Origin of the sequence: Picosynechococcus sp. PCC 8807, from assembly GCF_001693295.1 — a bacterium.
Classification (GTDB): Bacteria; Cyanobacteriota; Cyanobacteriia; order Cyanobacteriales; family MRBY01; genus MRBY01.
Map to the genome: position 1 here is coordinate 2167478 of NZ_CP016483.1, position 14194 is coordinate 2181671.

A 14194-nucleotide genomic window follows, 5' to 3' on the forward strand; every position below is an offset into this window, starting at 1 on the left:
AGAGAGGGTGTGCCGTTCTATCAAAGTTGCGATCGCCTCACGGAACTAGGACAGCAAATTTTACAGACGACCTGGCGCAAATTTCCCAGCCTGAGTCCCGAACAAATCGCCCTAACGTGGTTGGTCTATGACAATCCGGTGGTGGTCAATACCGATGGTGCCCTTTCGCCAGAAGCTTTTTGGGAGCACCCAGTCCGGGGGTTTCAATATCGGGGTGATGTGCGCCTTTATCCGGCGAGTGTGGTGAAACTTTTTTATTTAGTGGCGATCCATGAATGGCTAGAGGGACGAATGCTCCAGGATAGCACCGAGCTAGAGCGGGCAATCCAGGACATGATTGTTGAGTCGAGCAACGACGCCACGAGCTACATTGTCGATAGCCTCACCGGAACCACCAGCGGCCCGGAACTTCCCCCAGAACCATTGCAAACCTGGAGCCACCAGCGCAACATTATCAATCGCTATTATCAGTCCCTCGGTTGGGCGGAACTCGCGCCGATCAATGTCAATCAAAAACCTTGGAGTAATGGCCCCTACGGTCGGGAGCAGCAGTTTTTGGGGGCAAACTATGAAAATCGAAATATACTCACCACCAATGCGATCACCCGGTTATTTCACAGCATTATGGGTGGCGTTGCTGTCTCCCGTGAACGGTGCCAAAGTATGATTCGGTTATTAAACCGCTCCCTTGATCCGGCAGATCTGCAGGAATTTGACGAGGAAAATCAAGTAACTGGCTTTTTGGGGGAAGTGCTCCCAGACGGTAGTCAACTGTGGTCGAAGGCGGGTTGGACGAGCCGCGCCCGCCATGATGCGGCCTACATCGAAGTGCCGGGGCAGCAACCTTATTTATTGGTTGTGTTCACAGAAGGGGAAGCCAATGCGAAAAATCGCGCCATTCTCCCTTTTATTTCCCAGGAAATCCTGGGGGCGATCGCCAAGATTTAACACACCTGAATGGTGGTCTCAAGGGAAACGGTGCCTGAAAGGGAATTCGTAATCAAACAATTGGCTTCTGCTTTATGGAGGAGGCGATCGCCCTTGGCGGGGTCACTCTCCGGGGGGATCACGAGGGTTGCGGTAATTTGGTAATGGGTAAATTGGGTCAAACGATCCACTTTTTCTAGGGTGCCTGCCACGGAACAATGCAAAGATTCCCAAGCAAAATTAGAGGCTCGCGCTGTCCCCCGAAAACTGAGGATAAAACAATCGGCGATCGCCGCTACCAATAAAGTTTCTGGCGACCAATATCCTGCTGGCCCGCCAAATTCTACAGGAGGAGCAGACTCCATGGCGTTCAGGCCAGTACTTTCGAGGGTGACGTTGCTAGTGTTGCTTGCCCTAGCCTGGACGGTGTAATAGTGGGGAAGAGGTTGGCTCGTCATTTTTTACTAAAAAATCATGTATCGATACAATCATGGTAGCGGTGATTTTTTGGGATGCTCTACTGGGGCTGTAATTTGGCCGTGAGTTCCTGGCGTAGTCGGTGCAAAATAGAGTCTCGATCCAAAGATTCAATGATGTTTTTAACGACGACTTTCGGATCAGCGTCCCCCCAGGAACCACCATTGGCTAAATAGGTTTGGGTGCTTTTGCCGATAATTTGGGTCGTGAGTCCGGCGATCGCCCCTTGGGTCACTGCCACAGAAAGATAAGGCATGACCGATAATCCTCCCGTAAGTGGCGCACTAACCCCCAGGGCGGTTTTCAGGGAGCTGAGGCCAAGATTTGCCAGCACTTCCCCAAGGCTAATCCCCCCCATACTCAAGACAATTTTCTGGAGCAGGGCGATCGCCTCCCGTTGGTTTAAGGGCAAACCATACCACTGGGCCAAACGAATAATCAGGGCCACATCTACCACCGCCCCACTAAATACATCCACAACTGTCACGGGATTTAAAGCCACAGCAACCGCTTTGGTGAGCATCGCCCGTTCAATGAGGCGATCGGCTGCCTGGGCGCGCAATAGAAGTTTGCGTTGGGTCAGTTGGCCATGGAGCCGATCCACAAAGAGCATGGAATTGAGTGCTAAAAGGGCTTTTCCCTCCCGGTCGAGGATTTCAAGAATTTTCAACTTGAGGTCAATTACATTCGCGGTGCCCCGTTCCCGAAGGATGTGGCGTTGTCCTGTGGCATCGGTAGTGATTTTGGTGATGAGAGGAGCCGCTGAAACCATGACAATTTCTGCGGGGGAGAGCAATTCTTTCACCCGGCGATCGCAGATGGTTTGGTAAATCAAATCTCGGTCAGTGCTAGGGTATTGATCTACCTTGTTAAAAACCAAGATCATCGGCTTGCCCACATCCCGGAGCTGGGACAACGCTTCAAACTCGACCCGTGACATATCCCCGGCGATGACAAACAGCAATAAATCCATTTGCTTGGCAATCAGTTTAGCGAGCTGTTCGCGGGTTTCGCCGTTCACTTCGTCAATGCCTGGGGTATCGATCAACTCTAAACGTCCTTGACCTTCCCGAAAAAAAGTCGCCCGTTGAATTTCGCTATTGGCGATCGCCTCCGTCTGTAATGTCCAAGGTACCTGCTGAATATCCGTCGTGACACCATGGAGGGCCCCGGTCTGAAAAACCTCTTTCCCTAACAGTGCATTTAAGACCGAGGATTTGCCTCGTCCCACCAAACCAAAGGCCGCGATTTGCAGACGGGTTTGTTCTAATTTATCCAGCATCTGTGAAAGCTGGGCAATTTCTCCCTCTAAACCCTGTTGTTCTGTCTGGGTGAGATCCAGATGTTGCAATGCCTGGCGGAGTACATCCTGGGCGTGTTGGTAATTGATTTCCGTTTGAATCTCTGAAAAGTTGGCGATCGCCCCTTCCAAATCCATCTGTGACCAGTCCACCATCGCTTTAATACAACTTTTCCATGACTATCTAGGGACAATCTCAGTTATTCAAAGACATCTTTCAACGCCGTTCTGGCCGCCAAATGATTTCTCGTAGAAGTCAAAATTTCCACCTCTCGCCGCAATCTTTCCTGGGTGTCTTGTAATTCCAAGAGGGCTTGTTGCTCCTCCGCAACGCCATACAAACTACCCGCAATCCAAAAAGACAATTCCCGTGGCAGATCCGGTAACTCCTCCGGTAGCTCTAGATCTTGACCGGCGAGCTTAGCGGATAAACCCACCACATCCATTAACACCTGTTTCGCATCCACCGCCAAAGAAGATAAATTGCCTGTCGTGGGATCATCTTCGATCCATTCCACCAAACCGACCCGGTAGGGCTTTTCACGGACATAATCTAAAACCCGAAACCGCTGTTGGCCAATCGTCAACATTTTCATTCGGCCATCGGGTAATTTTTCACAGTGGACAATTTCTGCGCAACAACCCACATTGGCGATCGTGCCATCCACAGGATTGACCATTAATACCCCAAAACGTCGATCATGCTCCAAAATCGTGTTCATCATAATGCGGTACCGAAACTCAAACACATGGAGCGGTAAAGGCCGCGATGGAAACAGCACCAATTCCGGTAAGGGGAAAAGCGGTAGTTCTCGGACAGCAACGGAAAAAGAGGTCATGGGCGGTGACAAATACGATCTGTTTATACTGTAGCGGATATACAAAACCTAAGGGAAACGGAAAGGGTCTTCCCCGAAATAAATTCAGAAAAGACCCAGATTGAAGATCATTCAAAGATGACTTTTTTAAGGTTGAAAAATACTGGCCTTAGCCTAGAGTTTCACTTCGATATCTACCCCAGCCGGTAGATCAAGCTTCATCAAAGCATCGATGGTTTTAGAAGAGGGCTGGTAAATGTCAATAATGCGACGGTGAGTCCGGGTCTCGAAGTGCTCCCGGGAATCTTTATCGACGTGGGGAGAGCGGAGCACACAATAAATTTTACGTTTCGTGGGAAGAGGAATTGGGCCGATCGCCGTTGCGTTGGTACGGTTAGCGGTATCAACAATTTTTTCGCAAGATGTGTCGAGTAGGCGACGGTCAAATGCTTTCAAACGAATCCGGATTTTTTGCTGTTGCAGAGTTGCCATTGTTTTTATTTGTCAAGGTGCAGGATAGATTACAAATCACACGTCGAAAAAGCGGCTGTGTAATTTTACCAAGCTAGGTTTTGAGTCTGAATGGGGAGTAGGCGCATGCTTTAAACCCGCTCCCCACCAGTGAATTCAGCCGTTAGGCTTACTTCAGGATCTTAGAAACGGTACCAGCACCGATAGTGCGGCCACCTTCACGAATTGCAAAACGCATCCCTTGCTCAATGGCAATGGGGTTGATGAGTTCTACGGTCATCTTGATGCGATCGCCAGGCATAACCATTTCAGCGCTGGAGCCATCATCGGCGGTGAAAGCAGAGATGGTACCAGTTACGTCAGTTGTCCGGACGTAGAACTGAGGACGGTAGTTGGGGAAGAAAGGCGTGTGACGACCACCTTCTTCTTTAGTCAAAACATAAACCTCAGCTTCGAAGTTGGTGTGGGGAGTGATAGAACCGGGCTTAGCAAGGACCATGCCGCGCTCGATATCATCCTTTTGTACACCACGGAGGAGTACACCAACGTTGTCCCCAGCCATCCCTTCATCGAGGGTCTTCTGGAACATTTCAACACCAGTAACGGTGGTGCTGCGGGTGTCTCTGATCCCAACGATTTCGATGGTTTCGCCAACTTTAACGCGACCACGCTCGATCCGACCGGTGGCAACGGTACCACGACCGGTAATGGAGAAGACGTCTTCTACAGCCATCAAGAAAGGCTTGTCAACATCCCGCTCAGGAAGGGGCATGTATTCGTCAACGCTGTCCATCAGGGTCAAAATTTTGTCAACCCACTTGTCTTCGCCACGCTTGATGTTGGGGTTGGCAACGAGGGCTTCTACTGCCTTGAGCGCAGAACCAGTAGTGATCGGAATATCATCGCCAGGGAAGTCATATTCACTGAGCAATTCACGAACTTCAAGTTCAACCAACTCAAGGAGTTCTTCGTCATCAACTTGGTCTTCTTTGTTCAAGAAAACAACAAGGCTAGGTACACCAACCTGCTTGGCTAAGAGGATGTGTTCACGGGTCTGGGGCATCGGGCCATCGGCTGCAGAAACCACAAGGATACCGCCATCCATCTGTGCTGCACCAGTGATCATGTTTTTCACATAGTCAGCGTGACCAGGGCAGTCAACGTGAGCATAGTGACGATTTTCTGTCTCGTATTCTACGTGGGCAGTGTTGATGGTGATACCACGCGCTTTTTCTTCAGGAGCCGCGTCGATATCTTCATAGCTTTTCGCTTTACCGCCACCTTGAGCCGCTAAGGCCATAGTGATCGCTGCGGTTAGCGTTGTTTTACCGTGGTCAACGTGGCCAACAGTACCAATATTGGCGTGGTCTTTGTTTCTTTCAAACTTAGCGCGTGCCATGAGTTTCGTTATTCCTTAATCGTTAAAAGTTTGCGTTCCCTTTGTTTTTTGCGATGATGGCTTCAGCCACATGGCGAGGCACCTCATCGTAGTTGCTGAATTCCATCGAAAAGATACCACGTCCTTGGGTTTTTGAACGGATATCGGTAGCGTAACCAAACATTTCTGCCAGTGGAACCTTTGCAGAAACCTTGGCCAGGCCTTCTTCGGAATTCATACCTTGGATGTTGCCCCGACGGGCATTGAGGTCACCCATGATGTCACCAAGGAATTCCTCAGGGACTTCGACCTCAACCTGCATGACGGGTTCTAGCACCACGGGAGAGGCCTGGTCAACAGCATTACGGATTGCGATAGAACTGGCAATCTTAAACGCCATCTCTGAGGAATCTACGTCGTGGAAAGAGCCATCAAGCAGGGTGGCTTTGAGATCAATCATCGGGTAGCCTGCGATGATACCAGATTCGCATGCTTCTTTCATCCCCTGTTCTACAGACGGGATGTATTCACGCGGAATGGCACCACCAACAATCTTTGATTCAAACGCAAAGCCACTGCCTTCATCTCCAGGTTCAATCTGGATGACAACATGGCCGTATTGGCCTTTGCCGCCACTCTGACGGATAAATTTACCTTCGGCATCTGCTTTCTGGCGAATTGTCTCCCGGTAGGCGACTTGGGGTTGACCGACATCTGCCTCAACTTTGAATTCTCGCAGCATGCGGTCCACAAGGATTTCGAGGTGAAGTTCTCCCATCCCTGCGATTACTGTTTGGTTGGTCTCCGGATCGACACTGACACGAAAGGTCGGGTCTTCATCGGATAGGGCTTGGAGCGCTTTAGAGAGCTTCTCCATATCTTGTTTGGTCTTCGGCTCGACGGCGACGGAAATGACAGGTTCTGGAATGTAGAGGGATTCGAGGATGATCGGGTCATTTACCTCGCAGAGGGTGTCACCAGTCATTGTGTCACGCATGCCGATGACGGCACCGAGATCGCCGGCACGAAGTTCGTCAACTTCAATCCGTTCATTGGATTTGAGGACAATTAGACGAGAAATTCGTTCTTTTTGGTCTTTTGTGGAGTTGTAGACATAGCTGCCTTTTTCGATAACGCCGGAGTAGACACGGATAAAACTGAGTCTACCGTAGGGATCAGAGGCAATCTTAAAGGCCAAAGCGGCAAAGGGGGCTTCGTCATCGGCTGGGCGATCGCCTAGGGTGCCATCGGGGAGTTCCCCTTGGATGGGGGGGACATCTAGGGGGGAGGGCAGGTAATCGACAACGGCATCAAGGAGGAGTTGTACGCCTTTGTTTTTAAAGGCAGAGCCACACAGCAGGGGAACAATCGTCCCGGCAATGGTTCCTTGCCGGAGTGCGGCCATGATTTCTGCTTCGGTAAAGGCTTCTCCTTCTAGATATTTTTCCAGGAGGCTTTCGTCACTCTCGGCGATCGCCTCGATCATAATCGTGCGATATTCAGCGGCTTTATCCTGTAATGCTGCGGGAATTTCTGTGATTTCAATGTCCTGACCAATATCATCTTTGTAGATATGGGCCCGCATTTTCACCAGGTCAATGATGCCTTGAAATTCGCTTTCGCTACCAATGGGAATCTGAATCGCGATGGCATTGGCTTTGAGGCGATCGCGGATTTGTTCGTAAACTTTAAAGAAATTTGCACCGGTGCGGTCCATCTTGTTGACGAAGGCAATCCGGGGCACGCGGTACCGGTCAGCCTGACGCCAAACGGTTTCTGATTGGGGTTGCACACCACCAACGGAACAGAAAACTGCGATTACACCATCGAGCACCCGCATCGAGCGCTCTACTTCAATCGTGAAATCAACGTGTCCAGGGGTGTCAATAATATTAACTTTGTGATTGCGCCAGCTCGTGCTGATCGCGGCAGCGGTAATTGTAATGCCCCGCTCCCGTTCTTGTTCCATCCAGTCGGTCACTGCGTTGCCATCGTGAACCTCTCCGATCTTGTGGACAATCCCGGAGTAGAACAAAATTCTTTCAGTTGTCGTGGTTTTACCCGCATCAATATGCGCGGCAATGCCAATGTTACGGACTTGTTCTAGGGCGATGCTACGTGGCACGATGACCTCCTGCAAACTGATTTTCTAAAGGCGATCACACAATCAAAAAAAATCTCTTTAAAGGGTGCGCGCCGAAAAATGATGATGAAAACAGTTGCTTAATACTTCTTAGCAATGGCGACTCATTATTATAGTCTTGCTGTTTCGTTTCGTCTAGCACCGGGGAATTTTTTGTTGTGAAAAACAAACTGAAATCTTCCCCGGCATAGATTGTTTTTAGTAGCGGTAGTGGGCGAAAGCCTTGTTCGCTTCTGCCATCCGGTGGGTATCTTCCCGCTTCTTGATGGCGCCGCCCGTTTCGTTGGCTGCATCCATCAATTCGTTGGCAAGCTTGATCGCCATGCTTTTACCGGAGCGTTGCCGAGCATAACCGATTAACCAACGGAGGGCCAAAGCAGTACCCCGGCCTTGGCGGACTTCCATGGGCACCTGGTAGGTTGCGCCACCAACACGACGGGCCTTAACTTCCACGAGGGGAGTCAGGTTACGGATTGCTGTTTCAAAGACTTCGATGGGATCGCTGCCAGTTCTTTCTTTGATGATGTCGAGGGCATCGTAAACAATCCGTGCTGCCAAGGATTTTTTGCCGCTTTTCATCACACGGCGGATAGTCATGCTGAGAAGACGGTTGTTGTACACGGCATCAGGCGGCACAACACGCTTTTTAGTAACTGAGCGACGAGACATATTTTTCTATGCTTTTACAGATAGAGGGTTTTCTTAGGGGGGTTGCGCTAGGTGGCCTAGGCGCGATTTTTAAAATAGGGGCAGCAATTTTATATAAAGGGAACACTCCACCGGTAGTCGTGAGCTTTGGGAGGTTCGCAACAAGCTTAAATAAATTCAATGGAGAATCTAAATCTAGGGAAAATTGGCGATCGCAACTCTTGCCAATCATTCAACCGGATAGATTACTCTTTAGGACGCTTAGCACCGTATTTGGAGCGGCCTTGCTTCCGATCCTTGACGCCAGTCGCATCGAGGGTACCACGGACAATGTGATAACGGACACCAGGTAAATCCTTCACACGACCGCCCCGGATGAGGACGACGGAGTGTTCTTGGAGGTTGTGGCCGATGCCAGGAATGTAAGCGGTCACTTCAAAGCCAGAAGTCAAACGTACACGAGCCACCTTCCGAAGCGCAGAGTTCGGCTTCTTGGGGGTGGTGGTGTACACACGGGTACAAACGCCACGACGCTGGGGGCATTGCTTAAGAGCGGGGGACTTAGTCTTTTTCTTGAGCTTGTAGCGCTCTGAACGAATAAGCTGTTGGATAGTTGGCATGGACAATTGCCCTACGCGGATGATTTAACGTAGGTCATTAACATTGACAAATTACAATCTTAGTGACAAAGATCGGCTACTGTCAAGGTTCTTTCTGAAAGGACTGACCACAGTTACAGGTTTTGATTGTGTGGGGATTTTTAAACCGAAAGCTTCCCCCCATTAAATCTTCGGAGTAGTCAATGCTGAGGTCTTTGAGCTGCTCGGCATCATCGTGATTAATCAAGATGTTGATATTGCGGATCGTTTCTTGGCGATCGCCGCTCTGGGGTTCAGCATCTAGAGAAAATTGATAGATGTAGTCTAAACAGCCGCCGGACTGCACAGTGATCCGGAGATAACTATCGGTCGCTTGGCGACTACGCTGGATACGTTTAATTTCTTGGGCGGCGCTCGGAGTGATTTGAATCATTTCAAAAAAAGAAAAGCCAATGGGAACCAAGCTCTACTGGCGAGCATAGTCATCCTGGAAGCGAATAATATCATCTTCACCCAGGTACTCACCATTCTGCACTTCGATCAAGATCAAGGGCACAACGCCAGGATTTTGGAGGCGATGCTTGGTACAGGCCGGGACGTAGGTGGATTGGTTCGGGGTCAGGAGTTCAGTTTTGTCACCACATTCAACGTGGGCCGTTCCAGATACAACAATCCAATGTTCACTACGATGGTGGTGCATCTGGAGACTGAGGCGATGACCGGGTTTTACTTCGATGCGTTTGATTTTGTAGCCTGGCCCTTCATCGAGAACCGTAAAAGTACCCCAGGGTCGAGAATCAGTGGGGCATGGTTGAGTTGGGGCCGTGGTGGTAGAGCTGCTGGATTGTCCCGTCAAGATCATGGGCACTCAAAAACCGTAGATGACAACATGAATACTTGCCTCCCATTATGCGTCAGGGACGGCAATTGTGTTGAAACCAATTCTGGAGAAGTTGCCGACATTCCATTGCTGCGATCCCGCCAAGAACTGGGAAAGAATGATTAGAAAAGGGAGCATCGGGAAAATTAGCCATACTGCGTAGAGCGCCTGTTTTCGGATCATCAGCACCATAAACGACTTGCTTAAGACGGCTGTGAATCATCGCTCCGGCACACATGGGACAGGGTTCGAGGGTGACATAGAGGGTGCAGTCCTGGAGATGCCAATCTTGGCGCATCTGGCTGGCGGCACGGATCACCAGCATTTCGGCGTGGGCGGTGGGATCTTGGGTTTTTTCTTTGCGATTACCACTCTGGGCAAGGCATTGATTTTTGCCATCAACAATCACAGCACCGACGGGGATTTCTCCGGATTGTCCGGCAACTTTTGCGAGGGCGATCGCCTTTTGCATCCAGTGATAATGGCGTTGATATTCTGCTTGGGTAATCACTGGCGTAGTAATACGTTGAGCTCACCTTTTTGTTCAAGGGCAAATAAATCTGTACAACCGCCGATGTGGGCATTGTTAATGAAAATCTGGGGGACAGTACGCTTGCCATTGGCCCGCTCTGCCATTTTTTTACGGGCAATCTCATCCCCATCAATTTTGTATTCCGTGAAATGTACCCCTTTAAAAAAGAGCAACATTTTCGCTGCAATGCAGTAGGGACAAGTCCGCCAAGTATAAATTTCAATCTTGGCATGAATCCCCGTTGCTTTTTTTCCAAATAGCGACTTCAGGCAATCAAACATTTTTTGACGTTCTCTCATACCCTTAATTATTGCTCTGCCGCCAATTATGCCCATTCACACTCAACATGGGACTGACAAAGTCAATGGACTTAAGGTTAAACTTTAGAATACTTTAAACACTGCTGATCCTAAGGGAAAATTCTATCTGAGCATGCGAGCGAGTGGCATGATGACCGGATCGATATATTTCTAGATCAGCCACAATATATTTTTAATCACCTTTCTCTGGACATTAAACTCAACAGCAAAACTATGAGCACTTCAACCCTCACCCGTGACTACAAGGTCGCCGATATTAATTTGGCAAGCTGGGGCCGCAAGGAAATTGCGATCGCCGAAGGCGAAATGCCCGCCCTCATGACCATCCGGAAAAAATACAGTGCAAGCAAGCCCTTAGCTGGGGCGAAGATTATCGGCTGTATCCACATGACCATTCAGACGGCGGTGCTGATTGAAACCCTGGTCGAACTGGGGGCCGAAGTGCGTTGGTCATCCTGTAATATTTTCTCTACCCAAGACCATGCCGCAGCGGCGATCGCCGAAGCAGGCGTACCCGTGTTTGCGTGGAAAGGGGAAACCGAAGAAGAATACATGTGGTGCATTGAGCAGACCTGTCGCACCCCTGACGGCGAACTTTGGGATGCCAATATGATCCTCGACGATGGTGGTGACCTGACAGGCTACATCCACACTACCTATCCCGAAATGCTCTCCCGCATCCATGGCGTCACCGAAGAGACCACCACTGGCGTCCATCGTCTCTACGAAATGCTCGAAAAGGGCGAACTAAAAATCCCCGCCATTAACGTTAATGACTCCGTTACCAAAGCGAAAAACGATAACAAATATGGTTGTCGCCACAGCTTAAACGATGCGATTAAACGCGCCACTGACCACCTCCTCGCCGGGAAAAAAGCCCTGGTGATTGGTTATGGGGATGTGGGCAAAGGCTCGGCTGCGTCTCTCCGTCAGGAAGGCATGATCGTCAAGGTCACTGAAGTTGACCCCATCTGCGCGATGCAGGCTTGCATGGATGGATTTGAAGTGGTTTCACCCTTCATTAACGGCATTAACAATGGGCCAGAAAGCATCAATAAAGATCTTTTAGCGAATACGGATCTCTTGGTGACGGCCACCGGTAATTTTAATGTTTGCGATGCCAATATGCTCGCTGCCCTAAAGCCCAGTGCAGTGGTTTGCAACATTGGTCACTTCGATAATGAGATTGACACTGCTTACATGCGGAAAAACTGGCAGTGGGAAGAAATCAAGCCCCAAGTCCATAAGGTTTATCGTAGTGATGACCCCCAGGACTTTTTGATTCTTTTGGCGGAAGGTCGTTTGGTAAACCTGGGGAATGCGACGGGGCACCCCTCCCGGATTATGGATGGTTCGTTTGCTAACCAAGTTCTCGCGCAAATGTTCTTGTTTGAGCGGCAGTTTGCTAACCAAGATCCCAGTGAACGCAAGATTACGGTTGAGGTGTTACCGAAGCATCTTGATGAGGAAGTGGCTCGCTACATGGTGCAAGGTTTTGGCGGCGTAATCACCCAACTCACCCAAACCCAAGCAGACTACATCCATGTGCCTGTGGCAGGGCCTTTCAAAACGGAAAGCTACAAGTACTAAAGCTTGATTTCTTTTTAACTTGAATAAACATGACAGGGGTTGATCTGGGTCAACCCCTTTTTGATGGCGGGTTTTAACCTAAAAATGTATTGATCACTTTGCCCGTGAGCGTTTTTTGCCACCAAGGGGTATTGGTCTGGGGACAGTGGAGATTTTCGTGGTTAACCTGCCAGGTTTTGCTGGGGTCAAAAAGGATTAGGGGTTGGCAATTTTCGGGAGTAATCGCCTTTATTTCCTGACCTAAGCATTTCTGAGGATTGGTACTGAGGGCTTGCCAAAGTTGGAGGGGTTGCCATTCTTGGGAAACAACAAAATTTTGCCAGAGGATTGGCAGGGCAATTTCTAAACCCATCACGCCGGAAGGGGCTTCGGCAAAGCTGACGGTTTTTTCTTCGTAGAGATAGGGTTGGTGGTCAATGGCGATCGCCTCAATGACACCAGTTTTCACCCCCTCGATTAAAGCCTGTTGATCTTCGGGATTACCAAGGGGCGGATCTAGGCGGAGATTCGGGTCATAGGTGCTGAGGGCCTTCGTATTCCAGAGGAGGTGCATCCAAGAAACACTAGCCGTAATTGGCAATCCCCGTTGTTTGGCTTCCGCAATTAAGGCGACCCCCCGGGCGGTGGAGATGCGCATAAGATGGACAGGGGTTTTCAGTTCGGCCACCAGTTCACAGATCGAGGCGATCGCCGTGGTTTCTACTGAGACTAATTCCTCCACGAGGCCATAGGCTAAACTCGCCTTGCCGTAGCGGGCCGTTCCCCCGTTATGGAGGGCTAAATTTTGCGGGTAGAGGGCGATGGGTCGGTGATGGGGGCGTAAATATTCGAGGGTACGCCGCAGCAGAAGCCAATTGTTTAACGCTTGGCCATCGCTAAATCCGGCAATGTTTGCGGCCGCGAGTTCTCCTAATTCCGTGAGGCTTTCCCCTTGGCATTTTTTCGTCAGGGCAGCCCAAGGTAAAAAATTTGGTTTGGGGCCGGGTAATTGCTGGATGAGTTGTTGAAAGCTTTGCAGTTGGCCAAGATTATCGAGGGGAGGCTGGGTATTCGGCAAAATGCCCACCTGGGTAAACCCCCCCGCAAGGGCACCTTGGGCGAGTTGCTTTAATGTTTCGCGGGATTCATACCCGGGTTCACTACTGTGGCTATAAAGATCCACTAAACCGGGCGCCAGGATTAGATCTGCGGCTTCGATGGATTCTACTGCAGCGGGGAGATCTGACAATTGGGGGGCGATCGCCTGGAGCTGACCATCCTTAAACCAGACATCTTGGCGATGATCCAAGTTGGCCACGGGATCCAGAACCCGCACCTGCCGTAAAACAACGTTATCCATTGCCGCGCTTACCACCGAAATATTCCCCTTCCATGAAAATCCGTCCCCCATTCTACTGTTTCTGCCCCAAATCCCCCTGGACTTTGTGAAATTCAACAACATTTACGACAAAAGCGAATCGGTCTCACTATGATGATTTTGTGGTGATTTTGGAGTGAATCAAAAATGAGTGCATTGCGAGTGGGCATTGCGGGGCCAGTGGGGTCAGGGAAAACAGCCCTTTTGGATGCCCTATGTAAGGCGCTGCGCGACCAATATGCGATCGCCGTCGTCACCAATGACATTTACACCAAAGAAGACGCCCAGTTTTTAACCCGCTCCGGCGCACTTCCCCCAGAACGCATTATGGGAGTTGAAACAGGGGGCTGTCCCCACACGGCGATCCGTGAAGATGCGTCCCTCAATTTGGCGGCGATCGCCGAACTCGAAGAAAAATTCCAGCCCTTGACCCTGATGTTCGTTGAAAGTGGGGGCGATAATCTGGCGGCGACCTTTAGCCCGGAACTCGTGGATGTGACGATCTATGTGATTGACGTGGCCGCAGGTGACAAAATTCCCCGTAAAGGTGGCCCTGGTATCACCAAATCGGATCTGTTGGTCATTAACAAAATCGATTTAGCCCCAGCAGTGGGCGCTGACCTAGACGTGATGGATCGCGATGCAAAAAAAATGCGGGGGGATAAGCCCTTTATTTTTACCAATCTCAAGACCCAAACTGGCTTAGAGACGGTGCTTGATTTCATCAAAAAACATATTCTTGAGTAGCGTAAAA

Annotated in this window: 16 protein-coding genes; 3 read left to right on the top strand and 13 right to left on the bottom strand. The window is 50.0% G+C overall.

Features of this window, described 5'->3' with window-relative positions; genetic code table 11:
* The first annotated feature begins 9 nt into the window (after positions 1 to 9).
* Complete coding sequence (locus AWQ24_RS10530; RefSeq protein WP_065716789.1) at positions 10 to 948, top strand: serine hydrolase; 939 nt, start codon at positions 10 to 12, stop codon at positions 946 to 948.
* Here AWQ24_RS10530 and AWQ24_RS10535 read toward each other — a convergent pair.
* The 12 genes from AWQ24_RS10535 to grxC all read right to left on the bottom strand — a co-directional run bounded on the left by AWQ24_RS10535 (position 945) and on the right by grxC (position 10454).
* Positions 945 to 1385 (bottom strand): OsmC family protein, encoded by a 441-nt coding sequence (locus AWQ24_RS10535; RefSeq protein ID WP_065716790.1) that lies wholly within the window; start codon positions 1383 to 1385, stop codon positions 945 to 947. The genes AWQ24_RS10530 and AWQ24_RS10535 overlap by 4 nt on opposite strands.
* A 59-nt stretch (positions 1386 to 1444) precedes the next feature.
* Positions 1445 to 2860, bottom strand: coding sequence for a GTP-binding protein (locus AWQ24_RS10540; protein ID WP_065716791.1), 1416 nt, complete (start codon positions 2858 to 2860; stop codon positions 1445 to 1447).
* A gap of 44 nt (positions 2861 to 2904) precedes the next feature.
* The gene (locus AWQ24_RS10545) at positions 2905 to 3543 is read right to left on the bottom strand and encodes an LON peptidase substrate-binding domain-containing protein (RefSeq protein ID WP_012307668.1); all 639 of its coding nucleotides are present in this window, start codon (positions 3541 to 3543) and stop codon (positions 2905 to 2907) included.
* Between the two features lie 153 nt (positions 3544 to 3696).
* A complete protein-coding gene (gene rpsJ / locus AWQ24_RS10550; protein WP_198016669.1) occupies positions 3697 to 4005 on the bottom strand; it encodes a 30S ribosomal protein S10 in 309 nt (102 codons plus the stop codon).
* 157 nt (positions 4006 to 4162) lie between these two features.
* Positions 4163 to 5392, bottom strand: a complete 1230-nt coding sequence (gene tuf, locus AWQ24_RS10555) for an elongation factor Tu (RefSeq protein ID WP_030006678.1) — start codon at positions 5390 to 5392, stop codon at positions 4163 to 4165.
* Positions 5393 to 5414: 22 nt separating this feature from the next.
* Positions 5415 to 7496 (bottom strand): elongation factor G, encoded by a 2082-nt coding sequence (gene fusA / locus AWQ24_RS10560; protein ID WP_065717358.1) that lies wholly within the window; start codon positions 7494 to 7496, stop codon positions 5415 to 5417.
* 216 nt (positions 7497 to 7712) lie between these two features.
* Positions 7713 to 8183: a 30S ribosomal protein S7 gene (rpsG, locus tag AWQ24_RS10565; RefSeq protein ID WP_012307671.1), complete on the bottom strand. Its 471-nt coding sequence runs from the start codon at positions 8181 to 8183 to the stop codon at positions 7713 to 7715.
* 224 nt (positions 8184 to 8407) lie between these two features.
* The gene (gene rpsL, locus AWQ24_RS10570) at positions 8408 to 8782 is read right to left on the bottom strand and encodes a 30S ribosomal protein S12 (protein WP_012307672.1); all 375 of its coding nucleotides are present in this window, start codon (positions 8780 to 8782) and stop codon (positions 8408 to 8410) included.
* An 82-nt stretch (positions 8783 to 8864) separates the two neighbouring features.
* The gene (locus AWQ24_RS10575; protein ID WP_030006676.1) at positions 8865 to 9194 is read right to left on the bottom strand and encodes an iron-sulfur cluster assembly accessory protein; all 330 of its coding nucleotides are present in this window, start codon (positions 9192 to 9194) and stop codon (positions 8865 to 8867) included.
* Between the two features lie 33 nt (positions 9195 to 9227).
* Positions 9228 to 9623, bottom strand: a complete 396-nt coding sequence (locus AWQ24_RS10580; RefSeq protein ID WP_030006675.1) for a phosphomannose isomerase type II C-terminal cupin domain — start codon at positions 9621 to 9623, stop codon at positions 9228 to 9230.
* 52 nt (positions 9624 to 9675) lie between these two features.
* Complete coding sequence (gene tadA / locus AWQ24_RS10585; protein WP_198161457.1) at positions 9676 to 10152, bottom strand: tRNA adenosine(34) deaminase TadA; 477 nt, start codon at positions 10150 to 10152, stop codon at positions 9676 to 9678.
* On the bottom strand, positions 10149 to 10454 hold the full coding sequence (grxC, locus tag AWQ24_RS10590; protein WP_065716792.1) for a glutaredoxin 3: 306 nt from the start codon (positions 10452 to 10454) through the stop codon (positions 10149 to 10151). Before grxC ends, tadA begins: the two co-directional genes overlap by 4 nt.
* A gap of 252 nt (positions 10455 to 10706) precedes the next feature.
* On the opposite strand from grxC, the gene ahcY reads away from it, so the two are divergent.
* The gene (gene ahcY / locus AWQ24_RS10595; RefSeq protein ID WP_062435133.1) at positions 10707 to 12083 is read left to right on the top strand and encodes an adenosylhomocysteinase; all 1377 of its coding nucleotides are present in this window, start codon (positions 10707 to 10709) and stop codon (positions 12081 to 12083) included.
* A 73-nt stretch (positions 12084 to 12156) separates the two neighbouring features.
* Here ahcY and AWQ24_RS10600 read toward each other — a convergent pair whose 3' ends face one another.
* Complete coding sequence (locus AWQ24_RS10600; protein WP_065716793.1) at positions 12157 to 13422, bottom strand: dihydroorotase; 1266 nt, start codon at positions 13420 to 13422, stop codon at positions 12157 to 12159.
* 165 nt (positions 13423 to 13587) lie between these two features.
* Here AWQ24_RS10600 and ureG point away from each other — a divergent pair, with 165 nt between their 5' ends.
* Positions 13588 to 14187, top strand: a complete 600-nt coding sequence (ureG, locus tag AWQ24_RS10605; RefSeq protein WP_065716794.1) for an urease accessory protein UreG — start codon at positions 13588 to 13590, stop codon at positions 14185 to 14187.
* Positions 14188 to 14194: the final 7 nt, after the last annotated feature.